Source organism: Streptomyces sp. NPDC000878, assembly GCF_053599695.1.
On sequence record NZ_JBSFMT010000065.1, the window covers coordinates 26,870 to 51,237 of the forward strand.

Sequence of the window (24,368 nt, forward strand, 5' to 3'; positions counted from 1 at the left end):
GGTTGGTTGTTGGGTGCGGGTGCGTTGTGGCTTGTCGCGCAGTTCCCCGCGCCCCTTATACCTCCCGCCCCTCCAGTTGTTGACCTCGCAGCAGTACCCAAGCTGCTCCCGCTGCTGCCAGTAGCACCAGCGCACCCGCGCCCGCCGCCAACGCGATGCCGTCTGTGAAGGCCTCGCGGGCCGCGTGAAGCAATGCTTCCGCCGTGGGCGCCGGCAGGCCCGCCGCCGTTTCGACCGCGCCGCCCAGGGATTCGTGGGCCTCGGCGGGTGTGCCCGTCGGGGCGGGGAAGTTTTTGTACATGCCTGTGACGATCGAGCCGAGTAGGGCGATGCCCAGGGCGGCGCCCAGTTCGTACGCTGTTTCCGATACGGCGGCTGCCGCGCCCGCCTGTTCCTTGGGGACGCTCGCCAGGATGACGTCGGACGTCACGGTGAACGAGAGGCCCGCGCCCACGCCCACCACCAGCAGCGCGGAGCCCAGCAGTGGGTAGCCCGTGGACTGGTCCACGACGGTGAGCGTGGCCAGGGCCAGGCCTATGGCCGCGAGGCCGCCCGAGACCACGGCCCGTACCGAGTAGCGCCGGGCAGCCGCACCGGCGAGCAGACCCGCCACCACCGCGCCGATGGCTGCGGGCAGTTCGGCGAGGCCCGCCTCCAACGGCCCCCGGCCCTGCACCAGTTGCAGGTACTGCGACAGGAAGAACACCAGCCCGGAGAGGCCGAGGATGGTCAGGAGGTCCGCGAGTACTGCTCCGCTGAAGCCCCGGTCGCGGAACAGGCGCATGTCCAACAGGGGTGTGGGGAGGGTCAGTTGGCGGCGTACGAAGGCGTGCAGGGCTGCGGCGCCCAACGCTGCCGCGCCCAGTGCCGGCCACGAGAAGCCGTGTGACGCCGCTTCCTTGATGCCGTAGACGATGCCGATCATGCCGACGAGCGACAGGACGACGCTTCGCAGGTCCCACGGGCCCGGCGCCGGGTTGCGGGACTCGGGGAGCAGCTTGATGCCGACGAGGACGAGGACCACCATCACGGGCAGGTTGATCAGGAAGACCGAGCCCCACCAGAAGTGTTCGAGCAGGAAACCGCCGACCACTGGGCCAACTGCGGTGCCTGCGGAGGCTGTTGCTCCCCAGATGCCGATCGCGAGGCTGCGTTCGCGCCGGTCGTGGAAGAGGTTGCGGATCAGGGCGAGCGTGGCCGGCATCAGGGTCGCGCCCGCGACACCGAGGAGCGCCCGCGCCAGGATCATCAACTCCGGTGTCGTCGCATAGGCGTTGAGGACCGACACCAGACCGAACGCGGTCGCGCCGATGAGCAGCAGCCGCTTGCGGCCGATGCGGTCGCCCAGGCTGCCCATGGAGACGAGCAGGCCCGCGATGACGAACGAGTAGACGTCGCCTATCCACAGCAACTGGGTGCCGGACGGCTTCAGGTCCTCGCTGATGTAGGGGGTCGCGAGACCGAGAACGGTCGCGTCGACGGCCACCAGCAGCACGGCCAGCACAAGGACGGACAGCGCGAGCCAACGGCCCGGACGCCTCCCTTCCTCGATCGCGTGGGCCGGCTGCAGGGTGCTGGTCATGATTCCTCTCTCCGTAGCGCACCGCCGAGCAACAGCTCGACGATCATGTGGGTGAAGTCCTTGGCCGCGACCCGGCCCTCGCTCACCGCCCAGGCGCCCGAGGCCATCAGTCCGTAGAGCGCCTCGGTGAGCCAGGCCGGGGTGAGGTCGATGCGGAACTCGCCGCCCTGCTGGCCGCGCCGGAACAGGGCGGCGATCGCCGCGTCGATCCTGGCCCAGCCCTCGTTCTGCTCCTCGCCCTCGAACAGCTGGTTCTCGGTGTAGAGGAACGCGAGCAGTCCGGCGGCGGGTTCGAGTGCCCCGACCATGCGGCGGACGGCCTCCTGTGCGGTGCCGTCGCCGAGTCGCGCGGCCGTCAGAGCCGCCTCGCACTCCTGGATGCCCAGCTCTTCGAGGGCCCGTACGAGGACGTCCCGCCCGGCGAAGTGGCGGTGCAGCGTGGCCCGGCTGATTCCGGCCGCCTTGGCGACCTCGTCCATGGTGGACGTGGACTTCCGGGTGAGCAGGGCGGCTGCGCTGCGCAGCAGGTGTTCGCGGTCGAAGGCCATGAGACAATCATAGGCCATATGAGACATCTTTGTCTCATCAGAAGCGCGTGTGTATCAGGGTTGCCCTGCCGACCAGGGGTTTTCAGTGCCAGGGCAGCTGTCCGCGTCGCTCCCAGTACGCGCGCGGCTCCTCCACCAGCGCGGCCAGGCGCGTCAGCTGGTCCTCGTCGAGGTCGACGACCGCCGCGTGCAGATTCGAGGCGAGCTGGGGGGCCGTGGCCGCGCCGGAGAGTACGACTCCTGCCCACGGCTGCCTCAGCACCAGTGCGAGGGCTACGGCGTCCGCGCCCAGGCCTGTCTCCTCGGCGATCGTCCGTACGGTGTCCGGTGCCTGTCCGGCGGCGAGGCGGCCGTTGGCCATGCCCTCCTTGACGATCACCGTCAGTCCGGCGTCGTGGGCCTCGGCCAGGGCGGGCCCGGCGGAGGTCTCCAGGACGTTGTACGTCGACTGGACCGTGCGGAAGAGGGGCTCGCCGTCGACCGTGACCGCCAGGGCGGCGCGGATCGTGTCGGCCTGGGCGGGGCCGCTGGTGGAGAAGCCGACGGTCAGTCCCTGCGCGGCGGCCTCCGCTAGGCGCGCGTGGAGTTCCTTGTCGGACAGGGCCGGGCTCTCGGGGGTCAGCGAGTGGATCTGGTAGAGATCCAGACGGGCGCCGAGCAGGTGGTCGGTTTCGGCGCGCTGACGCTCGTACGTCCGGAGGCTGTGGTCCTTGACCTCGTGCTGTTCGGCGTCTGTGGTCCAGCCGGCGGTGTAGGTGTAGCCCCACTTGCTGCCGATGACTACGTCGTTTCGGCCGGGGGTCTTGTTGAGCCAGTCCGCGAGGAACTCCTCCGAGCGGCCGTAGGAGCGGGCCACGTCGAAGTAGCGGACGCCCTGGGCGTAGGCGGCGTCGAGGAGTTCGTGGGTGCGGGTGCGGAGGGTGTCTACGCTGCGGTTCTCTCCGAGGTCTTCGTCTCGGTTGAGGGTGATGTAGCCGGGGCGGGCTACTGCGGCGAGGCCCAGTCCGAGGTGGCAGGTGGGGGTTGTCGCTGTGGCCAGTCGGGCGAAGGGCATCGCGGGCTCCGTTCGGTCGGATCCGGTACGGTTCCTGACCAACGTAACCCTTGATGACCTTCGCCTCATGGGGTGGGTTGTGCGGTAGTACGGCGGGTGCGGGTGCGTTGTGGTTGCTCGCGCAGTTCCCCGCGCCCCTGAAGGGGCCTGCGGCCCTTCAGTGCTTCGCTGTTGCCCATTCGTGCTGTGCCGCCACGTTCTTCTTCACCTCTGCCAGTTGGATCGCCACCGCGCTCGGGGCCGTGCCGCCCCTGCCGTTGCGGGAGGCCAGGGCGCCGGGGACGTTCAGGACCGTGCGGACCTCGGGGGTGAGGTGGGCGCTGATCTTGGCGAACTGGTCGTCGGTGAGGCCGTCCAGTTCCACGCCGTCCGCCTCGGCCGCCTTGACGCACTCGCCCGCTACCTCGTGGGCCACCCGGAACGGGACGCCCTGCTTGACCAGCCACTCGGCGATGTCCGTGGCGAGGGAGAAGCCGGCCGGGGCCAGTTCCTCCATGCGGTCGCGGTGGACGGTCAACGTCGCCATCATGCCGGTGAACGCCGGGAGCAGGACCTCCAGCTGGTCGCAGGAGTCGAAGACCGGCTCCTTGTCCTCCTGGAGGTCGCGGTTGTACGCGAGCGGGAGGGCCTTGAGGGTGGCCAGGAGGCCCGTCAGGTTGCCGATCAGGCGGCCACTCTTGCCGCGTGCCAACTCCGCGATGTCCGGGTTCTTCTTCTGCGGCATGATCGACGAACCCGTCGAGAACGCGTCGTGCAGGGTCACGAAGGAGAACTCCTTCGTGTTCCAGATGATGATCTCCTCGGCGATTCGGGAGAGGTTGATCCCGATCATCGCCGTGATGAACGCGAACTCCGCCACGAAGTCGCGCGACGCCGTGCCGTCGATCGAGTTCGCCACGCTGCCGTGCTCGAAGCCCAGGTCCTTCGCCACCGACTCCGGGTCCAGGCCGAGGCTGCTGCCCGCCAGGGCTCCCGAGCCATACGGGGACACCGCCGTGCGCTCGTCCCACTGGCGCAGGCGCTCCGCGTCCCGGGACAGGGGCTGTACGTGGGCCAGGACGTGGTGGGCGAACAGGACCGGCTGGGCGTGCTGGAGGTGGGTGCGGCCCGGCATCGCCACGTCCGGGTGGGCCTCCGCGAGGCCGATCAGCGCGTCCTGGAGGTCGGCGATCAGGCCGCCGATCGTCCGGGCGTGGTCCCTCAGGTACATGCGGAAGAGGGTCGCGACCTGGTCGTTGCGTGAGCGGCCGGCGCGGAGCTTGCCGCCGAGGTCGGGGCCGAGGATCTCCAGCAGACCGCGTTCCAGGGCCGTGTGGATGTCCTCGTCGGCCATCGTGGGGACGAGGGTGCCGTCGGCGAGGTTCGCTTCGAGCTGGTCGAGGCCGGCCAGCATGCGGGTCAGCTCGTCGTCCGTGAGCAGGCCCGCCTTGTGCAGCACGCGCGCGTGGGCACGCGATCCGGCGATGTCGTAGGGCGCGAGCCGCCAGTCGAAGTGGACGGACGCGGACAGCTTGGCCAGGGCCTCGGCGGGACCGTCGGCGAAACGGCCGCCCCAGAGCCGTACGTCACCGCTGTTGCTGCTCACTTGCGTTGCTCCTCGAAGGGTGTCGCTCTCGGGTTCCGGATGGACGTTCCGGATGTGCGACCGCCTCCCCACCCGTACGGAGGGGAGGCGGTGGCAACAACGGTATCGGTTACGCCTGGTCCCGCTTCGCCGCGATCTTCGACGACAGGCTGTAGATGTCGATGAAGCCCTTGGCCGCGGCCTGGTCGAAGGTGTCGCCCGTGTCGTACGTGGCGAGGTTGAAGTCGTAGAGGGACGTGTCCGAGCGCCGACCGGTGACGACCGCGCGACCGCCGTGCAGGGTCATCCGGACATCGCCGTTGACGTGCTGGTTGGCCTCGTTGATGAAGCCGTCCAGGGCGCGCTTGAGCGGGGAGAACCACTGGCCGTCGTAGACCAGCTCGCCCCAGCGCTGCTCGACCTGCCGCTTGTAGCGGGCCAGTTCACGCTCGACCGTGACGTTCTCCAGCTCCTGGTGGGCCGTGATCAGGGCGATCGCGCCCGGAGCCTCGTACACCTCACGGGACTTAATGCCGACGAGACGGTCCTCGACCATGTCGATCCGGCCGATGCCCTGGGCGCCAGCCCGCTCGTTGAGCTGCTGGATCGCCTGGAGGACGGAGACGGGCTTGCCGTCGATCGCGACCGGGACGCCCTCCTTGAAGGAGACGATGACCTCGTCGGCGTCACGCTGCTCGGCCGGGTTCGAGGTGTACTCGTAGATGTCCTCGATCGGGGCGTTCCAGATGTCCTCCAGGAAGCCCGTCTCGACCGCGCGCCCGAAGACGTTCTGGTCGATGGAGTACGGGGACTTCTTGGTGGTGGCGATCGGGAGCTGCTTGTCCTCGCAGAAGGCGATCGCCTTGTCGCGGGTCATCGCGTAGTCACGGACCGGGGCGATGCACTTGAGGTCGGGGGCGAGGGCCACGATGCCGGCCTCGAACCGCACCTGGTCGTTGCCCTTGCCCGTGCAGCCGTGGGCGACCGTGGTCGCGCCGTGCTTCTGGGCGGCGGCGACGAGGTGCTTGACGATCGTCGGCCGGGAGAGGGCGGAGACCAGCGGGTAGCGGTCCATGTAGAGGGCGTTGGCCTTGATCGCCGGGAGGCAGTACTCCTCGGCGAACTCGTCCTTGGCGTCCGCGACCTCGGCCTCGACGGCGCCGCACGCGAGGGCGCGCTTGCGGATGACGTCCAGGTCCTCGCCGCCCTGGCCGACGTCGACCGCGACGGCGATGACCTCGGCGCCCGTCTCCTCGGCGATCCAGCCGATGGCGACGGAGGTGTCCAGTCCGCCTGAGTAGGCGAGTACGACGCGCTCGGTCACGGGTTTTCTCCTCACAGTGCATTCGCTGACATGCATGAGTATGCAGGACTCTGCATGATTCGTCAATCTCGGAAAATTTTCCCATCGATGTTTGACGAGTCTTTGAACGCGCGAAACCGCTTACCCGTACCTCTCGCCGGACGCAGGCGCCGCGTTTGTAAACGACGAACCCCCGACCCGAGTGAGGCATCCGCATGTCCAGGGCTCTTCCGAAGTACAACAAGCGTCGCGTCGCGTTCATCGGTGGCGCCGCCGCAGTGGCACTGTCCGGCGCGATCGTCGCGGGCTCGGCCCTCGCCGGGGAAACGTCCAAGAGCAACACCACGAGCGCCAAGACGCTGGCGGATCCTGGCACGATCAGCTGCCCGGACGTGGCGTCGCAGCTGCCCGCGATCCCCGCCTCCGCGCAGGCCGAGGTCGACCGCAACCTCACCCTCCTCCAGACCCAGATCGACGAAGCCAACCAGCGCCTCATCGACACCGTCGGCCAGGGCGGCGCCAACTTCGTCCAGAACGCCATCCTCGGCCCGCTGGAGGACAAGCGCATCGCCGTCGTCAACCGCATCGCCACCGCCATCGGCCGCACCGCCGAGAAGCCCGCCGGCCTCGAAGCGCTCGCCCCCTGCACCCTCGGCGCGGGCGGCGCCGCGGAGGAGGAAGCGGGCGCCGGCGAGGAAGCGGGCGCGGGCGAAGAGGCCACGGTGGAGCCGACCGACGAAGCCACGGAAGAGGCGGGCGCGGGCGAGGAGGCCGGCGCGGGCGACACCGGCGAGGACGCGGCCGGCGTCGGGACCATCAGCTGCCCGGACGTCGCGTCGCAGCTGCCCGCGATCCCGGCCACCGCGCAGGCCGAGGTCGACCGCAACCTCACGCTCCTCCAGACCCAGATCGACGAAGCCAACCAGCGCCTCATCGACACCGTCGGCCAGGGCGGCGCCAACTTCGTCCAGAACGCCATCCTCGGCCCGCTGGAGGACAAGCGCATCGCCGTCGTCAACCGCATCGCCACCGCCATCGGCCGCACCGCCGAGAAGCCCGCCGGCCTCGACTCCCTGGCTGCCTGCACGCTCACCAAGTGACGTGACAGGGACCACGGCCGCCCCGTTGCAAGCGCCGGCCGGGGCGGCCGTGGTCCTGTTCAGCCGCAGAGACATCATCACCAGAACTCTCGGCCGGACATAACCCTTAGACAGACGAACGACTTTCCCCGACAATAGTTAGTCATGGGAAAGACTTACGAGCGCATAGACGGCCGGCTGCGTACGTTCATCGAGGCGCAGCCCCTCTTCTTCACGGCGACCGCCCCGCTCTCCGGCGACGGCACGGTCAACCTCTCCCCCAAGGGCCTCAAGGGCTCCTTCGTGATCCTCGACGAGCTGACCGTCGCGTATCTCGACTTCGCGGGCAGCAACGCCGAGACCGTCGCCCACCTGCGCGAGAACGGCCGGATCACCCTCATGTGGTGTGCGTTCCAGGGCCCGCCGAACATCGTCCGGGTGCACGGCCGCGGTGAGCCCGTCTTCCGTGACGACCCGCGTTTCCCCGAACTCCTCGCCCGCTTCCCGGACATCGACCCCACCGATCACGGGCTGCGGGCGGTCATCGTCGTACGGGCCGAGGTCGTCCGGGACAGCTGCGGCTACGCGGTGCCCCTCATGTCGTACGACGGCGACCGCGATCTGCACGGCAGGCGGTTCGCGCGCGAGGACGACGCCTCGCTGAGCGCCTACTTCGAGAAGAAGGACCACATCGCGACGAGCCTGGACGGACTACCGGGGCTGCCGTTGCCGCTCCCGCCCAGTACCGTCTGAGCCATGCGTCCCGGAGCCGCCGTCGTCCTCGCGTCCGCGTCCCTTCTCGTGCTCGCCGCCGGTGTCCCTCCCACGGCCGCGCCGCCGCTGCCCGCGCGGATGGCCGACACCGGCGGCGGCACGCAGCTGATCACGGCTCAGGCGCCGCGCGCCGACGCGACCTCGGGCACGGTCACCTGGTGGGACCTGCGCGACGGGACATGGACGAAGGCCGGTTCCGCGACCGCCCGCTTCGGTGCGAACGGGCTCGTCGAGGGCGGCTCCCGCAAGCAGGGCACGAACACCACTCCCACCGGGCTGTACGACCTCCCGTACGCCTTCGGCATCAAGCCGGCGCCGGGCGGTACCGAGGTGACGTACCGGCCCGTGCGGCAGAACTCCTGGTGGTGCCAGGACAACGACTCGCGCTCCTACAACCGCTGGACCGAGCCCCGCCCCGCCCACTGCCGTGCCACCGAGTCCGAGCACCTGATCTCGTACACGCAGCAGTACGCGCACGCGTACGTCATCGGTTTCAACTACGCCAAGCCGGTGCGGAAGCGTGGTGCGGGGATCTTCCTGCACGTCAACGGGCGTGGGGCGACCGCCGGTTGTGTGTCCGTGTCCGTGGCGGCGATGCGGACGATCCTGGCGTGGGCCGAGCCGGGCCGCCGGCCGCACATCGCGATCGGCACGGCGAGCGGGCCGACGGCGATCACCCGCTACTGAGCTTCACCGGGCGGATGTTACCGGCCGTCACACCTGTTGTCTGTGGACTCCGTGCGTCACTGAACACTCAGCGGTCGTGGCACGTATGGAAGGGCCAAGGGGCCAAGCCTCTCGACTAGACCCCGTCCCACGGAGGAACCGTGACCACCACGATCCAAGGCGGACGTGCCGCGCGGCGCCAGACGATGCGCCGCATCCGACCCCGCCGCTCCCCCGCCGTCCCGCTGCTGCTCGCCGTGGCGGCGGGCGCGGCCGGAGTGATCTGGCTGTGGTGGAGCAACACCCCCTCCCTCGCCGACACCACCGCCCAGGTCATCGCGGCGGGCCGGATCACCGGTCTGCTCGGCGGCTATCTGATGGCACTGGTTGTGCTGCAGATGGCCCGGGTGCCCGCGCTGGAGCGCCGGGTCGGCTCGGACCGGGTGGCGCGCTGGCACTCGATGAGCGGCCGGTACACGCTCTGTCTGGTCGTGGCGCACGTCGTCCTCATCATGTACGGGTACGCCCTCCAGGCCGGGAACACGTTCGGCGACATCGTCCAGCAGACGGTCGACTCGGTGAACCAGCTGCCCGACATGGGCAAAGCGGCGATCGGCACGGGCGTGCTGGTGTTCATCGGGCTCATCTCGATCGGCCCGGTCCGGCGGATGATCCCGTACGACCTCTGGTACCACGTGCACCTGCTGACGTACGCGGCGACGTTCCTGACGTTCTGGCACCAGCTGTCCACGGGCAACGAGTTCGTCGTGGAGCCGGCCGCGAAGACCGCCTGGTACGCGCTGTACGGCTCGGTGACCGCGCTGGTCGTCTGGTACCGCGTCCTCACGCCGATCCGGCTGAACATGCGGCACCGGCTGCGGGTCGAGGCGGTCATCGAGGAGACCCCGGGCATCGTGTCCGTGCTGATGAGCGGCAAGAAGCTGCACCGGATGGGCGCGGAGTCGGGCCAGTTCTTCCGCTGGCGCTTCCTGGCCCCCGGGATGCGGTTCAGCTCGCACCCGTACTCGCTGTCGGCGGCACCCCGCCCCAACATGCTGCGGATCACCGTGAAGGCGATCGGCGACCACAGCTCGGCCCTGCGCGACCTGGAGCCCGGCACCCGCGTGTGGGCCGAGGGTCCGTACGGCGCCCTGACCGCGTCCAAGCGCAGCAAGGGCAAGGTGCTGCTGGTCGCGGGCGGCGTCGGCATCACCCCGATGCGCGCCCTGTTCGAGACCCTGCCCGGCGCGGCGGGCGACCTCACCCTTCTCTACCGGGCCAACAGCACCCAGGACCTGGCCCTGTGGGACGAGCTGGCGACCATCGCCAACGAGCGCGGCGCCCGTCTCATGTACGCCGTCAACAGCCCCGACGGAGAGCGCCCGGACATCTCGCCGGAGTCGCTGCGCCGGAAGCTGCCGGACATCGACGAGCACGACGTCTTCATGTGCGGGCCGCCCGGCTTCGCGCAGGGGGTCTACGAGGCACTGCGCGGCGCGGGTGTTCCGGCGCGCCGTATCCACCACGAGTCGTTCGAGATGTGAGCGACGGGAGCCAGGAGCGATGAAGAAGAGTCACCCCTTTCGGCGTGTCATGCTCGCGAGCGCCGCCACAGTCTCCGGAATCGTGCTGCTGCTGACGCTGAAGCCGTCGTCGGACCCAGGGTCCGCGCAGGCGGCCGGCGCTCTGCCCCAGCAGACGTCGGCGGCCCAGGAATCGGCCCAGGGCGGTGCGACCGCCAAGGACGGCACCTTCACCGGCGACGTGGTCGACACGCAGTACGGCGAGGTCCAGGTCCGCATCACGGTCGCCGGCGGCAAGATCACCAAGGCGGAGGCCCTCAAGGCCCCCAGCGGCGGTCAGAGCACCGCGATCTCCGGCAACGCGATCCCCAAGCTCAACGCGGAAGCGGTCGCCGCGAGCACCGCCGACATCGACGCGATCTCGGGCGCCAGCTACACCAGCGCGGGCTACGGGAAGTCGCTCCAGTCCGCCCTGGACAAGGCCAGCGCGGGCACGGGCGCCGCCGCGGGCGGTGGCACGGCCCAGGCCGCCACGGTCATCGGCGACGCGGTCGACACGCAGTACGGCCAGGTCCAGGTCCGCATCACGGTCGCCGGCGGCAAGATCACCAAGGCGGAGGCCGTCAAGGCTCCGAGCGGTGGCCAGAGCACCACGATCTCCGGCAACGCCATCCCCAAGCTCAACGCGGCTGCGGTGGCCGCCGGCACCGCGGACATCGACGCGATCTCGGGCGCCTCCTACACCAGCGCCGGGTACAAGACGTCCCTCCAGTCCGCCCTGGACAAGGTCCCCGCGGAATCGGACGCGGGAGCGGGCGCGGCGGAGAGCAGTGCCCCGCCGGCCGAGACCAGTGCCCCGCCCGCGGACGCCGCTGCGGAAGGCGGAGCGACCTCCAACGGCGGCGGTACGTTCACCGGAAGCGTCGTCCAGACCGAGTACGGCCCGGTCCAGGTCCGGGTCACGCTGACCGACGGCAAGATCACGTCGGCGTCGGCGGTGCAGGCGCCCAGCGGCGGCCGGAGCGACCAGATCTCCGGCGACGCGATCCCGAAGCTCAACGACGCGGCGCTGGCCGCGGGCGACGGCGACATCGACGCGGTGTCGGGCGCCAGCTACACGAGCGCGGGCTACAAGGAGTCCCTGCAGTCGGCCCTGGACCAGGCCGGTGGTTGATCCTGCCGAAGCTCCCGCCGCGGTGCGTCATGCGGAGGAGGTCATGGGGACCGTCTTCTCTTTCGACGTCCGCGGCGGGGACCCCCGTGCGGTCGAGCTGGCGCTGGCTTCGGCCGTGGCCGGGCTGCACAAGGTCAACGAAGTGTTCAGCACCTACCGGGAGAACAGCCAGATCTCCCGGCTCGCCCGCGGTGAGATCTCCGTCGCCGACTGCGATCCGGAGGTCGCCGAGGTGCTCGACCTGTGCGCCGAGGCGGAGCGGGTCAGCGAGGGGTGGTTCAGCCACACCTACCGGGGCCAGATCGACCCGACCGGCCTGGTCAAGGGCTGGGCGGCGGAACGCGCGGCCAGAAGCCTGATGGCGGCCGGGGTGAGCGGCGTCAGCGTCAACGGCGCCGGAGACGTCCAGCTGTGCGGCGCGCCGGGCCCCCAACGCCCTTGGCGCGTAGGCGTGTCGGACCCCCTCCGCCCGGGCGGCCTGGCGGCCGTGGTCTCGGCGGCGGGCACCGACGAGCTGGCGGTGGCCACCTCCGGCACCGCCGAGCGCGGCGCCCACATAGTCGACCCCCGCACCGGCAAGTCGGCGGTGACGGACCTGGTGGCGGTGACGGTGGTGGCCCCGAAACTGACGTGGGCGGACGCCTGGGCGACGGCGGCTTTCGCCATGGGCTCACGGCAGGCACTGCGCTGGCTGGAGTCCCTGCCGGACGTAGAGGCGCTACTGATAACGGCGGGCGACGAGGTCAGATGCACAGGGGGCCTGGCAAGAAGACTGGGCTGAGGGGTCCCACCTAGGGGCGCGGGGAACTGCGCGACAAGCCACAGCGAACCCGCACCCAACACACAACAGTTAATGGCCCCTCAGTGGTTCTTCTGAGCCAACGCCAACAAATGATCAGCCAACGCCTGTCCCCCCAGGGGATCCCGACTGATCAACAGCAACGTGTCGTCCCCGGCAATAGTCCCCAGAATGTCGTGTAGCTCGGCCTGATCAATCGCCGAGGCCAAGAACTGCGCAGCCCCCGGAGGGGTCCGCAGAACCACGAGATTCGCAGAAACCTCCGCGGAGATCAGCAACTCCGCGGACAGCCTCCGCATCCGCTCCTCCTTCGCCGACTCCCCCAGCGGCGCCCGAGGCGTACGAAACCCGCCCTCACTGGGCACCGCGTAGATGAGATCGCCGTCGTTGTTGCGGATCTTCACCGCGTTCAGTTCGTCCAGGTCCCTGGACAGCGTCGCCTGAGTGACGGTCAGCCCGTCATCGGCAAGCAGCTTCGCCAACTGACTCTGCGACCGCACCGGTTGCCGGTTGAGGATGTCCACGATCCGGCGGTGGCGTGCGGTGCGGGTCTGCGGTACGGCAGGCCCCGCGTGGTCGTGATCCTGCGCCTGCGTCATCGTCGTCGTCTCATTCCCCGACTAGTCCTTCCCGTCAACGGCAACCGCGTCGAGAACCCCGGGAAGTGCCTGGAGGAACGCGTCCACCTCGGCGTCACCGATGTTCAACGGCGGCATGAGCCGTACGACATCGGGAGCGGGCGCGTTCACCAGGAACCCGGCGTCCTGAGCCGCCTGCTGCACCTGGGGCGCGAGGGGCTCCTTGAGCACGATACCCAGGAGGAGGCCCGCGCCTCGGACATAGTCGATCATCGGGTGGCACGAACTGCCGTCGGTGCCCTCGATTCCGACGCGCAGCTTCTCGCTCTGCCGCTTGACGTTGTCGAGCAGACCCTCGGCCTGGATGGTCTCCAGTACGGCGAGTCCGGCGGCGCAGGCGACCGGGTTGCCGCCGAACGTCGTACCGTGCTGGCCCGGCTGGAGCAGGTCGGCGGCGCGGCCGAAGGCGACCGTCGCGCCCAGCGGCAGCCCGCCGCCGAGGCCCTTCGCCAGCGTCACGACGTCGGGCAGGACGCCCTCGTGGGCCTGGTACTCGAACCAGTGCCCGGTACGGCCGATGCCGGTCTGCACCTCGTCGAGGACGAGCAGGGCGCCGGTGGCGGCGGTGATGGCGCGCGCGGCCTTGAGATAGCCGACGGGCGGGACCACGACGCCGTTCTCGCCCTGGATCGGCTCGATGATGACGAGGGCCGTCTCGTCGGTGACGGCGGCGGCCAGCGCCTGCGCGTCGCCGTACGGGACGTACGTGACGTCACCGGGCAGCGGCACGAACGGCTCCCGCTTTCCGGGCTGGCCGGTGAGCGAGAGGGCGCCCATGGTCCGCCCGTGGAAGCCGCCCTCGGTGGCGACCATGTGTGTGCGTCCGGTCAGCCGGCCGATCTTGAAGGCGCCCTCGTTGGCCTCGGCGCCCGAGTTGCAGAAGAACACCTTGCCGTCCCGGCCGAAGCGCTGGATCAGCTGTTCGGCGAGCGCGACGGGCGGTTCGGCGACGAAGAGGTTGGAGACATGGCCGAGGGAGGCGATCTGGGTGGAGACGGCCTCGACGATCGCCGGGTGGGCGTGGCCGAGCGCGTTGACGGCGATACCGCCGACAAAGTCGACGTACGCCTTGCCGTCGGCGTCCCACACGGTGCTGCCGGCGCCACGGACGAGGGGCAGCCGGGGGGTGCCGTAGTTGTTCATGAGCGCGCCCTGCCAGCGCGCGGTCAGTTCCTGATTGGCGCTCAGTTCCTGACTGGCATCCAGCTCCTGGCCGGCGTTCATACGACATCCCCCTCTTCTTCCGCATCGGGCACGACCATCGTGCCGATGCCTTCGTCCGTGAAGATCTCCAGCAGGATCGAGTGCTGGACCCGGCCGTCGATGACCCGGGCGGTGGTGACGCCGTTGCGCACGGCGTGCAGACAGCCCTCCATCTTCGGCACCATGCCGGAACTCAACTCCGGCAGCAGCTTCTCCAGTTGGGAAGCGGTGAGGCGGCTGATCACCTCGTCGCTGTTGGGCCAGTCCTCATAGAGACCTTCGACGTCCGTGAGGACCATGAGAGTCTCGGCGCCCAGCGCAGCAGCGAGTGCCGCAGCCGCCGTATCAGCATTGACGTTGTAGACATGTCCGTCGTCCTGGCTACGGGCGATCGACGAGACGACCGGGATACGGCCGTCGGCGAGCAGTGCCTCGATCGCGCCCGTGTCGATCGCGGTGATCTCGCCCACCCGCCCGATGTCGACCAACTCCCCGTCGATCTCGGGCTGGTGCTTGGTGGCGGTGATGGTGTGCGCGTCCTCGCCGGTCAACCCGACGGCGAGCGGCCCGTGTTGGTTGAGCAGCCCGACCAGCTCCCGCTGGACCTGCCCGGCCAGCACCATGCGTACGACGTCCATGGCGTCCTCGGTGGTGACCCTGAGGCCCGCCTTGAACTCGCTGACGATGCCGTGCTTGTCGAGGGCGGCGCTGATCTGCGGGCCGCCGCCGTGCACGACGACGGGCTTGAGGCCCGCCTGGCGCAGGAAGACGACGTCCTGGGCGAAGGCGGCCTTCAACTCCTCGTCCACCATGGCGTTTCCGCCGAACTTGATGACGACGACGCGGCCGTTGTGGCGGGTCAGCCAGGGCAGCGCTTCGATGAGGATCCTGGCCTTGGGGAGGGCGGTGTGCTTCCGCGTGGTGCTCATGACGAGTACGCGCTGTTCTCGTGGACGTAGTCCGCGGTGAGGTCGTTGGTCCAGATGGTGGCGGTCTCGGTGCCGGCGGCGAGGTCGGCGACGATGTGGACCTCGCGGTAGCGCATGTCGACGAGGTCGCGGTCCTCACCGACGCCACCGTTCTTGCAGACCCACACGCCGTTGATGGCGACGTTCAACTGGTCCGGCTCGAAGGCGGCTCGGGTCGTGCCGATGGCGGAGAGGACGCGGCCCCAGTTGGGGTCCTCGCCGTGGATGGCGCACTTGAGGAGGTTGTTGCGGGCGATGGAGCGCCCGACCTCGACGGCGTCGTCCTCGCTGGCCGCGCCCACGACCTCGACCTTGATGTCCTTGCTGGCGCCCTCGGCGTCCCGGATCAGCTGCTGCCCGAGGTCGTCGCAGACGGCGCGTACGGCCTCCGCGAACTCCTCGTGGGCGGGGGTGACTTGGGAGGCGCCGGAGGCGAGCAGCAGCACGGTGTCGTTGGTGGACATGCAGCCGTCGGAGTCGACGCGGTCGAAGGTGGTGCGGGTGGCGGCGCGAAGCGCGCTGTCCAGTTGCTCGCTGTCGACGTCCGCGTCCGTGGTGAGGACGACGAGCATGGTGGCGAGACCGGGGGCGAGCATGCCCGCGCCCTTGGCCATGCCACCCACGGTCCAGCCGTCCTTACTGACGACGGCCGTCTTGTGGACGGAGTCGGTGGTCTTGATGGCGATGGCGGCCTTCTCACCACCGTGCTCGGAGAGTTGACCGGCGGCGGCCTCAACTCCGGGGAGCAGCTTGTCCATTGGCAGGAGCAGCCCGATGAGTCCGGTGGAGGCGACGGCGACCTCTCCGGCGTTCAGCCCGAGAGTGTCCGCGACCTTCTCGGCGGTGGCGTGGGTGTCCTGGAACCCCTTGGGACCCGTACAGGCGTTGGCACCACCGGAGTTGAGCACCACGGCGGAGACGATCCCGCCCTTCAGCACCTGCTCGGACCACAGCACCGGCGCGGCCTTGACGCGGTTGGAGGTGAAGACGCCGGCGGCGGCGAGGCGGGGCCCGTTGTTGACCACGAGGGCCAGGTCCGGGTTGCCGTTCTCCTTGATCCCGGCGGCGATACCAGCCGCCGTGAATCCCTTGGCTGCCGTGACACTCACGGTGCGACTCCGATCGTGGAAAGCCCGGTGGTCTCGTCGAGCCCGAGGGCGATGTTCATGCTCTGGACGGCACCGCCCGCGGTGCCCTTGGTCAGGTTGTCGATGGCGCTGATCGCGATGATGCGGCGCACGGACTCGTCGTACGCGACCTGCACCTGAACGGCGTTGGAACCGTAGACGGACGCCGTGGCGGGCCACTGCCCCTCTGGGAGGAGGTGCACAAACGGTTCGTCGGAGAACGCCTTCTCGTAGACGGCACGCACGGACTCGGCGGTCACACCGGGCTTGGCGGCTGCGGTGCAGGTGGCGAGGATGCCGCGGGACATCGGGGCGAGGGTGGGCGTGAAGGAGACGGCGACGGGTTCACCGGAGGCGCCACTGAGGTTCTGGACGATCTCGGGCGTGTGCCGATGCCCGCCGCCGACGCCGTACGGCGACATGGACCCCATGACCTCACTGCCCAGCAGATGCGTCTTGGCGGCCTTGCCCGCGCCGGAGGTCCCGGAGGCGGCGACGATCACGGCCTCGGCCTCGGCGATCCCGGCGGCGTACGCCGGGAAGAGGGCGAGCGAGACGGCGGTCGGGTAGCAACCGGGCACCGCGACGCGCTTGGACCCCTCCAGCGCGGCGCGGGCACCCGGCAGTTCGGGAAGGCCGTAGGGCCAGGTCCCGGCGTGCGCGGAGCCGTAGAACCGCTCCCAGTCGGCCGCGTCATGGAGCCGGAAGTCGGCGCCCATGTCGACGACGAGGACGTCCGGGCCGAGCTGCTCGGCGACAGCGGCGGACTGCCCGTGGGGAAGGGCAAGAAAAACGACGTCATGCCCGGCAAGCACGTCGGGGGTGGTCTCCTGGAGCACCCGGTCGGCCAGCGGCAGCAGGTGCGGCTGCAGTGCGCCGAGCCGCTGCCCGGCGTTGGAGTTACCGGTCAGGGCGCCGATCTCCACCTCGGGGTGCACGAGGAGCAGACGCAGCAGTTCCCCGCCCGCGTACCCACTCGCTCCGGCCACCGCCACACGTACTGCCATGAAACCCTCCTCCTAGATGGCATGACTATACGTTTCGCTGCACGTTTATGCAATACCGTGGATCAGTATGCGAGCCGGCCCGGAGGCAGCGAGAGCGGAATCGGTTCCGTTACGGCAAGGGCAGAACGCCCTACTGTCGTCGACATGACGCAGCCAGTGGCAGATGCGCACACACCCGAGAACGCCCCGGGCGCGGCACGCCTGATCGCCCTGTCCGACGGCATATACGCCATCGCCATGACCCTGCTCGTCATCGACGTGGCGGTCCCCGCTCATCTCGACGACGCCGCGTTCCACCAGGCCCTGCGCGATGCGATGCCCAGCCTCGGCGCCTTCGCGCTCAGCTTCACCCTCATCGCCGGATTCTGGCGTGACCACCGACGTATCCTCGTCGGCCTGCCCGTCGAGACGGTCATGGTCACCCGTCTGATCCTGCTCGGCCTCGGCCTGGTCGCGCTGCTGCCCTTCCCCACCGGACTCCTGGCCGCGTACGCCTCCCAACCCGAAGCCGTCGCCCTGTACGCGGGTGCCATGGCCGCGATCCACGCGGTGCACGCGACCCTGCTGCTGCTCACTCAACGCCGAGTGCACCCGTCGCCCGCATCATCCGCCGCGGTGGCCCGCCGCCGCTTCACCGCCCAACTCGGCTCCAGCGTTCTGATCTTCGGCCTGTCCATTCCCCTGGCCTTCGTCAACACGGAAGCAGCCATGTGGTCCTGGCTCACACTCATCCCGGCCCACTACGTCCTCGGCCACCACTCCCAGCGAGGCCCTGATATCGCCGGGTGCGAGGGGCGTCCTTAAGGGGCGCGGGGAACTGCGCGACAAGCCACAACGCGCCCGCGCCCGACAAACAACCCCTTCCTCACCCCTTCCTGATCCGCAGGAACGTGACCGAGTTCGCCGGGAACGTGTACGTGAACTTCCTCGCGACGCCCGTGAGGGTCGACCTCACCGGCGCGACCGGAGTAGCCGTCTCACTGTTCACCGCGTCCGGCGCGGCGGCCAGCGTCGTCACCGCCGCCTTGGACTTCACCTTCGTACGGCCGAGGTCGATCGTCGTACGGGCCTGCGCCGCCTGGGCGTTGACGACCTTGACGATCAGGTCACCCGTCTTCGCGTCCTTCGTGACGATCTGACGGAACGGCTCGGCCGGCTTGTCGTCGGTGAAGCTGCCCCACTCCTGGCCGTCGAGGGAGAGGGTGACCTGACGGCCGCGCACCTTGACGTCGATGTCGTACGCACGTCCCGTCTCGATCGAGCCTGCCTTGGACACGAGCGTCGACTTGCCGCCGTCCGTGGCCTGTTCGACGGCGGACAGGGTGTTGTTCCAGCCGCCCAGGTTCCACCAGTAGTAGTTCCCGGTGTCCTTGACGCCGAAGGCGACGAGGAAGCCCTCCCTGCCGGACTTCTTGGTGGCCTTCACATGGAGGTCGTAGTCGTGCCAGGCGGGGTCGCCCGCGGAGACCATGGTGTTCTCGGCGGCGACATCCGTCTGGACGTACTGCCCGTCCTCGACCGTCCAACTGCCGCCCCCGGTGTGGGTCCACTGGGCGGCGTCACCCGAGAAGTCGTCGCTCAGCAGCGCCGTGCCGTCCGCGCCGGTGACCTTCACGTCGTCGTACGCCGCCGTGGTCGCCCACGTCGACAGGCCGACGGCGCCCGAGATCGGGCCGCTCACCGAGGGCGTGCCGGTCGCGGTGGTGGGGACGACACGGTCGCCGACGTTGGTCATGAACAGCTTCTGCACCTCGTACGAGGCCGATCCCCAGGACGCGTGGTTGTTGAACCAGATCATGTCCGGGCGCCACTGCACCGCGTCCTCGTTGGCGAGCAGCGGGGCGTACGAGGCGAGCTTGACGACGTCCGCGTTGCGCTCCAGGCCGGTCATGAACGCGGCCTCGGAGAGGGCGTTCTTGAAGGTGTTGCCGCCGGAGGCGTACTCGCCGAGGAAGACCTTGGGGCCGTTCCTGTCGTAGGAGTCGTAGCGGTCGTTGTTCTGGAGGAACCAGTCGGTGCTGTTGTAGTAGTGCTCGTCGACCATGTCGACGTCGGCGTCCCGGTTGAGCTTCCAGGCGGTGTCGAAGGTCGAACCGCTGTCGTCCGGACCGGAGTTGGAGATGATCGTGATGTCCGGGTACTTGGCCTCGATGGCGGTCCGGAACTCGGTGAAGCGGGCGAAGAACTCGTTCGGCAGGTTCTCCTCGTTGCCCACCTCGATGTGGGTGAGGTGGAAGGGCTTCGGGTGGCCCATCTGCGCCCGCTTCCGCCCCCACTCACTGGTCACCGGGCCGTTGGCGAACTCGATGAGGTCGAGCGTGTCCTGGACGTGCCGCTTCAGCAGCGCCTCGTCGACGACGGCCTTGTTCTGCCCGCAGCCGGTGACCAGCGCCGGGACGACGGGCAGCGGCATCGCGCCGATGTCCTCCGAGAACTGGAAGTACTCGTAGTAGCCGAGCCCGTAACTCTGGTTGTATCCCCAGAAGTTGGAGTTGGTCGCGCGCTGCTCGACCGGGCCGACGGTGTCCTTCCACTGGTACGAACGCTTGCGCTCCCAGTTGGACGCCTCGCTGTAGTCCTGCATGGACCCGGTGTTGACCAGACAGCCACCCGGGAAGCGCACGAAGCCGGGGTCGAGCGCGGCGATCTTCGAGGCGAGGTCCTTGCGCAGCCCGTGCCCCTTGTACGTGTCCCGGGGCAGCAGCGAAATCATGTCCAGGGCAACGGAGTTGTCCGTCGCGACCGTCAGCCGCCCGGTCGTGCTGGAGCGGGTGGCCGTGAACCGCGCCCGGTACTTGGCCCAGCCGCCCTTCACCTCGACCTGGCGGGCCTCGGCGAGGACGCCCCCGGCGTCGGTGAGGGACACGGTGAGCGTGCCGGCCTGGTCGGCACGGGCCCAGACGGAGAAGTCGTACTTCTTGCCGTCCTCGACCCTGATCCCGGTGTTGTAGCCGGAGTTGGTGACGGAGGAGCCTGCGCCCAGGGAGAGGTAGGTGCGGTTACGGGCGTTCAGGCGCCCGTCGTCGCCGACCGCCGTGGCCGTACCGCCGACCGCCCAGGAGGTGAGGGGCGTGTAGGAGCGGTTGTCGGCGGTGGAGTACTCGAAGGATCGGTTCTGCACGAGTTCGGCGTACAGACCGCCGTCGGCGGCGCGGTTGATGTCCTCGAAGAAGACGCCGTACATCGTGTCGTCGATCTTGGCGCCCTTGGCCGCCGGGTCCACGGTGATGGCGTAGTCGGTGACGTCCTCGGCGTTGGCCGGGGCGGGGACGACCGCCGAGACCACCAGGAGTGCGGTGGCCGTGAGACCTAGTCTCCAGCGGGTGCGTGTGCGTGACATGGATACTCCGCGGCTCTGTCGATACAGTTCGGGATATCGGACAACGATCAGCACTTCGAACGGCAAGATAGGTATGTGACTGAAGTGCGTCAATGGATCGCACGGAACTCGAAACTCTCGGGGAGGGCGGCGACATGGGCGAGTTCCGGCCAGTAGCCGATGCACTGCTCTATCTGGCGGGAAGCTGGCGAGCGGAGCGGACGGTGCGGGACCTCGCGGGCACGGACGACACGGCAGACGACACGGACGAGGGGACCTTCACCGGGACCACGACGTTCAGCCCGCTGGACGAAGGGGGCCTGCTCCACCACGAGTCCGGCACGTTCGTCTGGCAGGGTGTCGCCCGCCCCGCCGAGCGGACGCTCCGCTTCCTCCCGGGCACCGCCCCCGGCACGGCGGACGTACGCTTCGCGGACGGCCGCCCGTTCCACGACCTGGACCTGACCTCGGGCCGATGGGTCACCGACCACCCCTGCTCGGCCGATCTCTACCGCGGCGAGTTCACGGTTCTGGACTCGGACCACTGGCGGACGGTGTGGCGGGTGGCGGGCCCGGCCAAGGACCTGGTCCTCACGACCGACTACGCTCGCGCCGACTGAGGGAACTCGAAGCGAAGGTTCCAGCGGCCCGCACGGCCCGTGACGACGGTCGTGGACAAGGGGCGGACGTCGAGGTTCCAGTAGGTCGAGGGCGGTGCCTTCAGGGCGTAGACGAGGGCCGCCCTGATGACCGAGGGCTCGGCCACGGCGACGATCCGGCCGCCGTCGTCGACGGGCCGGGTGTCGAGCCAGCCGCCGACGCGCGAGATGAAGTCCAGCAGCGACTCGCCGCCGTGGGGCGTGGCGCGCGGGTCGGCGAGCCAGGCGTCAACGGCCTCGGGCTCCCGGGCCATCGCCTCGCCGAGGGTGAGCCCGTGCCAGCGGCCCATGTCGCAGTCGCGCAGGGCGAGTTGGACGAGCGGCCCGTAGCCGAGGGCGTCCCCGGTGGCCCGGCTGCGGGGCGTCGGGGAGCAGTAGCGCAGCTCGGCCGCCGCCAGCGGCACCAGGTCGTGGGCGGCGCGCTGCACCTCGTCCCAGCCGGCCTGGTCCAGCGGCCGGTCGTCGTCGAAGCGCTCGGCGAGCAACGGGGAGCTGCGCGCAGCGGCGACGAACGTGACCCGAAGTTGCATGCGGCGATGGTCTGCCGGGAAAGAACGCAGGTCAAGGGGCGTTACGCAGGAGTTATCGAGGGTACGCGCCGACCACCGCCCGATCCCCACAGAGGCTTTACGTCGACTCCACGAGGGCTTCACTCCCGGCTCGCCCCGCGTCAGAACACGCCGTCGGAGCACACCGTCAGAGCACGCCGTCGGAGCACCTCCCCGAAGCGCCTCCTCAGAGCACCTCGTCACGGGCCCCGCGCAGCCTCCGTACCCCCTCCTCGATCTCCCCCACCCCCGCGACCGCCGCGAAGCTCAACCGCACGTGGGCCGCCGGGGGTTCGGCGCTGAAGTAGGGGCGGCCCGGGGTGATCGCGACGCCCGCGCGCAGGGCGGCGGCGACGAGGGCGTCCTCGTCCGTGCCGTCGGGAAGGCGGAGCCAGAGGTGGTAGCCCCCCGACGGGATGTGGGGCAGGGACAGTTGGGGGAGGATCGTCAGCAGCGCGGTTGTCATGGCGTCCCGGCGGACCCTCAACTCCCTTGACAACGCCCGCAGATGACGCGGCCAGGCCGGGGAGCCGACGAGTTCGAGGGCCGCCTCCTGCAAGGGGCGCGGGACGAAGAAGGTGTCGACGATCTGGATGGCGCGCAGCCGTTCCAGTACCGGGCCCCGGGCCGCGAGCGCGCTCACCCGGAAGCTCGGTGAGGTCGCCTTGGTGAGCGAGCCGACGTGGACGACCACACCGTCGGGGTCCTCCGCCGCGAGCGGACGCGGCAGCGGGGCCGCGTCCTCGTGCACCAGCCGCCGTACGAAGTCGTCCTCGATCACGAAGGCGCCGGCCGCGCGGGCGATCCGCAGCACCTCTCCGCGCCGCTCGGGCGCCAGCACGGCCCCGGTCGGGTTCTGGAACAGGGGCTGGCAGACGAACACCCGGGCGCCGGTGGCCCGGAACGCGTCGGCCAGCAGCGGCGGGCGTACGCCGTCCGCGTCCACCGGGACCGGCACCGGGCGCAGACCGGCCGCGCGGGCGATGGCCAGCATGCCGGGGTAGGTGGGCGACTCGACCAGTACCGGAGCGCCGGGCGGGGCGAGGGCGCGCAGGGCCGTCGTCAGGGCCGCCTGGCCGCCCGCCGTGATCAGTACCTCGGCCGCCGTGACGGCCCCGCCGATGCCCCGCGCGAACCATTCGCGCAGCTCCGGCAGCCCGTCCAGGTGCGGCCGGCCCCACGCCCCGGGTCGGCGTCCGGCCCGCGAGAGGGCCGCCGCCATCGCCCGCTCGGGCTGGAGCGAGGGGTGCAGATAGCCGCCGTTGAACTCGATCACCCCGGGCGGCGGCGCGGCGAGCGAGATGACGACACCTGAGGCGTTCACCGTGCGCGGTACGAGGTCGGCGGCGCCGTCCGCGCTCAGGGCGACCTCCTGCCAGGAGGCGTCCCCGGCGGGGGTGGAGGCGGGGCGTGGCCCGGCGCGGTACGCGCCCGCTCCCGGGCGGGTCACGACCAGGCCCTCGGCGGCCAGTTGCGCGAGCGCCCGGGAGACGGTCACCGGGCTCACGCGGTAGCGCTCTACCAGGACGCGACTAGACGGCAGCTTTCCACCAGGAGAGTAGCGGTTCAGCTCCTCTCGCAGCCTGTTCGCCAGTTCACCGACACTGCTACGCTCTTGCATGAGAGCACAGGATAGCGCTACCGCACCGACTCCGATAGCGGTCAACGGACGCACGAGGGCCCCGGAGACCCCGGGTGCCCACACGGGTCCCCCGTCCGAGAAGTCCAGCGCCCGCCGCGTCGGCACCCTGCAGGCCGCCCTCGGCGTCTTCGCCTTCTCGCTCACCTTCCCGGCCACCGCCTGGGGCCTGGAGGGATTCGGCCCGTGGTCGCTGGTGGCCGTTCGGACCGTGCTCGCGGCGCTGATCGCCGGTGGCTGTCTGCTGGCGCTGCGCGTGCCGCTGCCGGCCCGCCCGCACTGGGCGGGGCTCGCGGTCGTCGCGGCCGGAGTCGTCCTCGGCTTTCCGCTGCTCACCACGCTCGCTCTGCAGACCTCGACCACCTCGCATGCCGCCGTCGTGATCGGTCTGCTGCCGCTGACGACGGCCCTCTGCTCGGCGCTGCGCATGGGCTCCCGCCCCTCGCGCGCCTTCTGGGCGGCGGCCCTGGCGGGCGCGGCGGCCGTTCTCGCGTTCACCGTCCAGCAGAGTGGCGGCGCTCTGGCCGGCGCCGACGCCTATCTCTTCGGCGCCCTGCTGGTGTGCGCGGCCGGCTACACGGAGGGCGGCCGGCTGGCCCGGGTCATGCCGGGCTGGCAGGTCATCGGCTGGGCGCTGGTGCTGAGCCTGCCGCTCACCGCGCCCACCGCCGCGCTGGCGCTGACGTACGAGCCCGTGCACCTCACCGCGCACAGTGTGATCGGGCTGCTCTGGGTGGCGGCGGGGTCGCAGTTCCTCGGCCTGGTCGTCTGGTACCGGGGCATGGCGGCGATCGGCATTCCGAAGGCCAGCCAGTTGCAGTTGGCGCAGCCCCTGCTCACACTGGTGTGGTCGGTCCTGCTGCTGGGCGAGCAGCTGACGCCGGCCGCTCCGCTGACGGCGGCGGCCGTCCTCGTCTGTATCGCCGTCACCCAGCGGGCCCGCGGCTGAGAACCGAGAGGAGACCCGCAGATGCGCGCAACCGTGGGCGACCAGCTTGTCCAGCACGGCAGGGTGGTCGGCCAGCACGACCAGGTATCGGAAGTCGTCGAGGTCATGGGCCAGGAGGGCACTCCCCCGTACCGCGTCCGCTTCCCGGACGGCCACGAGGCAGTGATGTCCCCCGGCCCCGACTGCGAGGTCCGCCACAAGGACAAGGACGCTTAGCGCTCCGCTTGAAGTGCCGTGATGGGTCG

At 70.0% G+C, this 24,368-nt stretch carries 23 protein-coding genes; 10 read left to right on the forward strand and 13 right to left on the reverse strand.

Annotated elements, in window-relative coordinates:
• Positions 1-55 precede the first annotated feature (55 nt).
• The 5 genes from ACWDR4_RS38555 to ACWDR4_RS38575 all read right to left on the reverse strand — a co-directional run bounded on the left by ACWDR4_RS38555 (position 56) and on the right by ACWDR4_RS38575 (position 6,072).
• Positions 56-1,582 (reverse strand): MFS transporter, encoded by a 1,527-nt coding sequence (locus ACWDR4_RS38555; RefSeq protein ID WP_450415443.1) that lies wholly within the window; start codon positions 1,580-1,582, stop codon positions 56-58.
• On the reverse strand, positions 1,579-2,130 hold the full coding sequence (locus ACWDR4_RS38560) for a TetR/AcrR family transcriptional regulator (protein ID WP_450415444.1): 552 nt from the start codon (positions 2,128-2,130) through the stop codon (positions 1,579-1,581). Before ACWDR4_RS38560 ends, ACWDR4_RS38555 begins: the two co-directional genes overlap by 4 nt.
• Before the next feature lie 82 nt (positions 2,131-2,212).
• Complete coding sequence (locus ACWDR4_RS38565) at positions 2,213-3,184, reverse strand: aldo/keto reductase (protein WP_450415445.1); 972 nt, start codon at positions 3,182-3,184, stop codon at positions 2,213-2,215.
• Positions 3,185-3,341: 157 nt separating this feature from the next.
• Positions 3,342-4,769, reverse strand: a complete 1,428-nt coding sequence (gene argH, locus ACWDR4_RS38570; RefSeq protein WP_450415446.1) for an argininosuccinate lyase — start codon at positions 4,767-4,769, stop codon at positions 3,342-3,344.
• A 109-nt stretch (positions 4,770-4,878) separates the two neighbouring features.
• On the reverse strand, positions 4,879-6,072 hold the full coding sequence (locus tag ACWDR4_RS38575) for an argininosuccinate synthase (protein ID WP_450415448.1): 1,194 nt from the start codon (positions 6,070-6,072) through the stop codon (positions 4,879-4,881).
• A 194-nt stretch (positions 6,073-6,266) separates the two neighbouring features.
• Here ACWDR4_RS38575 and ACWDR4_RS38580 point away from each other — a divergent pair, with 194 nt between their 5' ends.
• The 6 genes from ACWDR4_RS38580 (at position 6,267) to ACWDR4_RS38605 (ending at position 12,048) form a co-directional block, all read left to right on the forward strand.
• Complete coding sequence (locus ACWDR4_RS38580) at positions 6,267-7,151, forward strand: hypothetical protein (protein WP_450415449.1); 885 nt, start codon at positions 6,267-6,269, stop codon at positions 7,149-7,151.
• A gap of 144 nt (positions 7,152-7,295) precedes the next feature.
• Positions 7,296-7,883 carry a pyridoxamine 5'-phosphate oxidase family protein gene (locus ACWDR4_RS38585; protein WP_450415450.1) on the forward strand — a complete coding sequence of 196 codons (588 nt, stop codon included), beginning with the start codon at positions 7,296-7,298 and terminating at the stop codon, positions 7,881-7,883.
• Between the two features lie 3 nt (positions 7,884-7,886).
• A complete protein-coding gene (locus tag ACWDR4_RS38590) occupies positions 7,887-8,591 on the forward strand; it encodes a L,D-transpeptidase family protein (RefSeq protein ID WP_450415451.1) in 705 nt (234 codons plus the stop codon).
• 140 nt (positions 8,592-8,731) lie between these two features.
• A complete protein-coding gene (locus tag ACWDR4_RS38595) occupies positions 8,732-10,114 on the forward strand; it encodes a ferredoxin reductase family protein (RefSeq protein ID WP_450415453.1) in 1,383 nt (460 codons plus the stop codon).
• Between the two features lie 19 nt (positions 10,115-10,133).
• Positions 10,134-11,267, forward strand: coding sequence for an FMN-binding protein (locus ACWDR4_RS38600; RefSeq protein ID WP_450415455.1), 1,134 nt, complete (start codon positions 10,134-10,136; stop codon positions 11,265-11,267).
• A 43-nt stretch (positions 11,268-11,310) separates the two neighbouring features.
• On the forward strand, positions 11,311-12,048 hold the full coding sequence (locus tag ACWDR4_RS38605; RefSeq protein ID WP_450415457.1) for an FAD:protein FMN transferase: 738 nt from the start codon (positions 11,311-11,313) through the stop codon (positions 12,046-12,048).
• A gap of 80 nt (positions 12,049-12,128) precedes the next feature.
• Here the strand turns inward: ACWDR4_RS38605 and ACWDR4_RS38610 are convergent, their stop codons facing one another.
• The 5 genes from ACWDR4_RS38610 to argC are packed head-to-tail and all read right to left on the reverse strand — an operon-like array spanning position 12,129 to position 17,009.
• Positions 12,129-12,665 (reverse strand): arginine repressor, encoded by a 537-nt coding sequence (locus tag ACWDR4_RS38610; protein WP_389359087.1) that lies wholly within the window; start codon positions 12,663-12,665, stop codon positions 12,129-12,131.
• A gap of 21 nt (positions 12,666-12,686) precedes the next feature.
• Positions 12,687-13,928: an acetylornithine transaminase gene (locus ACWDR4_RS38615; RefSeq protein ID WP_450415458.1), complete on the reverse strand. Its 1,242-nt coding sequence runs from the start codon at positions 13,926-13,928 to the stop codon at positions 12,687-12,689.
• On the reverse strand, positions 13,925-14,836 hold the full coding sequence (argB, locus tag ACWDR4_RS38620) for an acetylglutamate kinase (RefSeq protein ID WP_450415460.1): 912 nt from the start codon (positions 14,834-14,836) through the stop codon (positions 13,925-13,927). Before argB ends, ACWDR4_RS38615 begins: the two co-directional genes overlap by 4 nt.
• Positions 14,833-15,984 (reverse strand): bifunctional glutamate N-acetyltransferase/amino-acid acetyltransferase ArgJ, encoded by a 1,152-nt coding sequence (argJ, locus tag ACWDR4_RS38625; protein ID WP_450415462.1) that lies wholly within the window; start codon positions 15,982-15,984, stop codon positions 14,833-14,835. The genes argB and argJ overlap by 4 nt, the downstream gene beginning before the upstream one ends.
• The gene (gene argC, locus ACWDR4_RS38630; RefSeq protein ID WP_450415464.1) at positions 15,981-17,009 is read right to left on the reverse strand and encodes an N-acetyl-gamma-glutamyl-phosphate reductase; all 1,029 of its coding nucleotides are present in this window, start codon (positions 17,007-17,009) and stop codon (positions 15,981-15,983) included. The genes argJ and argC overlap by 4 nt, the downstream gene beginning before the upstream one ends.
• A gap of 144 nt (positions 17,010-17,153) precedes the next feature.
• Between argC and ACWDR4_RS38635 the strand changes: the two genes are divergently transcribed.
• Positions 17,154-17,813 carry a TMEM175 family protein gene (locus tag ACWDR4_RS38635; protein ID WP_450415466.1) on the forward strand — a complete coding sequence of 220 codons (660 nt, stop codon included), beginning with the start codon at positions 17,154-17,156 and terminating at the stop codon, positions 17,811-17,813.
• A 61-nt stretch (positions 17,814-17,874) separates the two neighbouring features.
• On the opposite strand, the gene ACWDR4_RS38640 is transcribed toward ACWDR4_RS38635, so the two are convergent.
• Positions 17,875-20,349, reverse strand: a complete 2,475-nt coding sequence (locus ACWDR4_RS38640; RefSeq protein WP_450415467.1) for an alpha-L-arabinofuranosidase C-terminal domain-containing protein — start codon at positions 20,347-20,349, stop codon at positions 17,875-17,877.
• A gap of 134 nt (positions 20,350-20,483) precedes the next feature.
• Here ACWDR4_RS38640 and ACWDR4_RS38645 point away from each other — a divergent pair, with 134 nt between their 5' ends.
• On the forward strand, positions 20,484-20,948 hold the full coding sequence (locus ACWDR4_RS38645; RefSeq protein ID WP_450415488.1) for a DUF6314 family protein: 465 nt from the start codon (positions 20,484-20,486) through the stop codon (positions 20,946-20,948).
• On the opposite strand, the gene ACWDR4_RS38650 is transcribed toward ACWDR4_RS38645, so the two are convergent.
• On the reverse strand, positions 20,930-21,517 hold the full coding sequence (locus tag ACWDR4_RS38650) for a histidine phosphatase family protein (RefSeq protein WP_450415469.1): 588 nt from the start codon (positions 21,515-21,517) through the stop codon (positions 20,930-20,932). The two genes, ACWDR4_RS38645 and ACWDR4_RS38650, sit on opposite strands and share 19 nt — an antisense overlap.
• Positions 21,518-21,722: 205 nt before the next feature.
• The gene (locus tag ACWDR4_RS38655) at positions 21,723-23,156 is read right to left on the reverse strand and encodes an aminotransferase-like domain-containing protein (RefSeq protein WP_450415470.1); all 1,434 of its coding nucleotides are present in this window, start codon (positions 23,154-23,156) and stop codon (positions 21,723-21,725) included.
• Here ACWDR4_RS38655 and ACWDR4_RS38660 point away from each other — a divergent pair.
• Together ACWDR4_RS38660 and ACWDR4_RS38665 are read left to right on the forward strand one after the other, a co-directional pair.
• Complete coding sequence (locus ACWDR4_RS38660; RefSeq protein ID WP_450415471.1) at positions 23,155-24,123, forward strand: DMT family transporter; 969 nt, start codon at positions 23,155-23,157, stop codon at positions 24,121-24,123. The genes ACWDR4_RS38655 and ACWDR4_RS38660 overlap by 2 nt on opposite strands.
• Positions 24,124-24,144: 21 nt before the next feature.
• The gene (locus tag ACWDR4_RS38665; RefSeq protein ID WP_389359070.1) at positions 24,145-24,339 is read left to right on the forward strand and encodes a DUF1918 domain-containing protein; all 195 of its coding nucleotides are present in this window, start codon (positions 24,145-24,147) and stop codon (positions 24,337-24,339) included.
• Positions 24,340-24,368 lie beyond the last annotated feature (29 nt).

Excerpts from the sequence above, each read along its gene's own strand:
- ACWDR4_RS38555 (WP_450415443.1), bottom strand. The coding sequence starts at position 1,582 with ATGACCAGCACCCTGCAGCCGGCCCACGCGATCGAGGAAGGGAGGCGT.
- ACWDR4_RS38560 (WP_450415444.1), bottom strand. The coding sequence starts at position 2,130 with ATGGCCTTCGACCGCGAACACCTGCTGCGCAGCGCAGCCGCCCTGCTC.
- ACWDR4_RS38565 (WP_450415445.1), bottom strand. The coding sequence starts at position 3,184 with ATGCCCTTCGCCCGACTGGCCACAGCGACAACCCCCACCTGCCACCTC.
- ACWDR4_RS38580 (WP_450415449.1), top strand. The coding sequence starts at position 6,267 with ATGTCCAGGGCTCTTCCGAAGTACAACAAGCGTCGCGTCGCGTTCATC.
- ACWDR4_RS38585 (WP_450415450.1), top strand. The coding sequence starts at position 7,296 with ATGGGAAAGACTTACGAGCGCATAGACGGCCGGCTGCGTACGTTCATC.
- ACWDR4_RS38590 (WP_450415451.1), top strand. The coding sequence starts at position 7,887 with ATGCGTCCCGGAGCCGCCGTCGTCCTCGCGTCCGCGTCCCTTCTCGTG.
- ACWDR4_RS38600 (WP_450415455.1), top strand. The coding sequence starts at position 10,134 with ATGAAGAAGAGTCACCCCTTTCGGCGTGTCATGCTCGCGAGCGCCGCC.
- ACWDR4_RS38605 (WP_450415457.1), top strand. The coding sequence starts at position 11,311 with ATGGGGACCGTCTTCTCTTTCGACGTCCGCGGCGGGGACCCCCGTGCG.
- ACWDR4_RS38610 (WP_389359087.1), bottom strand. The coding sequence starts at position 12,665 with ATGACGCAGGCGCAGGATCACGACCACGCGGGGCCTGCCGTACCGCAG.
- ACWDR4_RS38615 (WP_450415458.1), bottom strand. The coding sequence starts at position 13,928 with ATGAACGCCGGCCAGGAGCTGGATGCCAGTCAGGAACTGAGCGCCAAT.
- argB (WP_450415460.1), bottom strand. The coding sequence starts at position 14,836 with ATGAGCACCACGCGGAAGCACACCGCCCTCCCCAAGGCCAGGATCCTC.
- argC (WP_450415464.1), bottom strand. The coding sequence starts at position 17,009 with ATGGCAGTACGTGTGGCGGTGGCCGGAGCGAGTGGGTACGCGGGCGGG.
- ACWDR4_RS38635 (WP_450415466.1), top strand. The coding sequence starts at position 17,154 with ATGACGCAGCCAGTGGCAGATGCGCACACACCCGAGAACGCCCCGGGC.
- ACWDR4_RS38640 (WP_450415467.1), bottom strand. The coding sequence starts at position 20,349 with ATGTCACGCACACGCACCCGCTGGAGACTAGGTCTCACGGCCACCGCA.
- ACWDR4_RS38645 (WP_450415488.1), top strand. The coding sequence starts at position 20,484 with ATGGGCGAGTTCCGGCCAGTAGCCGATGCACTGCTCTATCTGGCGGGA.
- ACWDR4_RS38650 (WP_450415469.1), bottom strand. The coding sequence starts at position 21,517 with ATGCAACTTCGGGTCACGTTCGTCGCCGCTGCGCGCAGCTCCCCGTTG.
- ACWDR4_RS38660 (WP_450415471.1), top strand. The coding sequence starts at position 23,155 with ATGAGAGCACAGGATAGCGCTACCGCACCGACTCCGATAGCGGTCAAC.
- ACWDR4_RS38655 (WP_450415470.1), bottom strand. The coding sequence starts at position 23,156 with ATGCAAGAGCGTAGCAGTGTCGGTGAACTGGCGAACAGGCTGCGAGAG.
- ACWDR4_RS38665 (WP_389359070.1), top strand. The coding sequence starts at position 24,145 with ATGCGCGCAACCGTGGGCGACCAGCTTGTCCAGCACGGCAGGGTGGTC.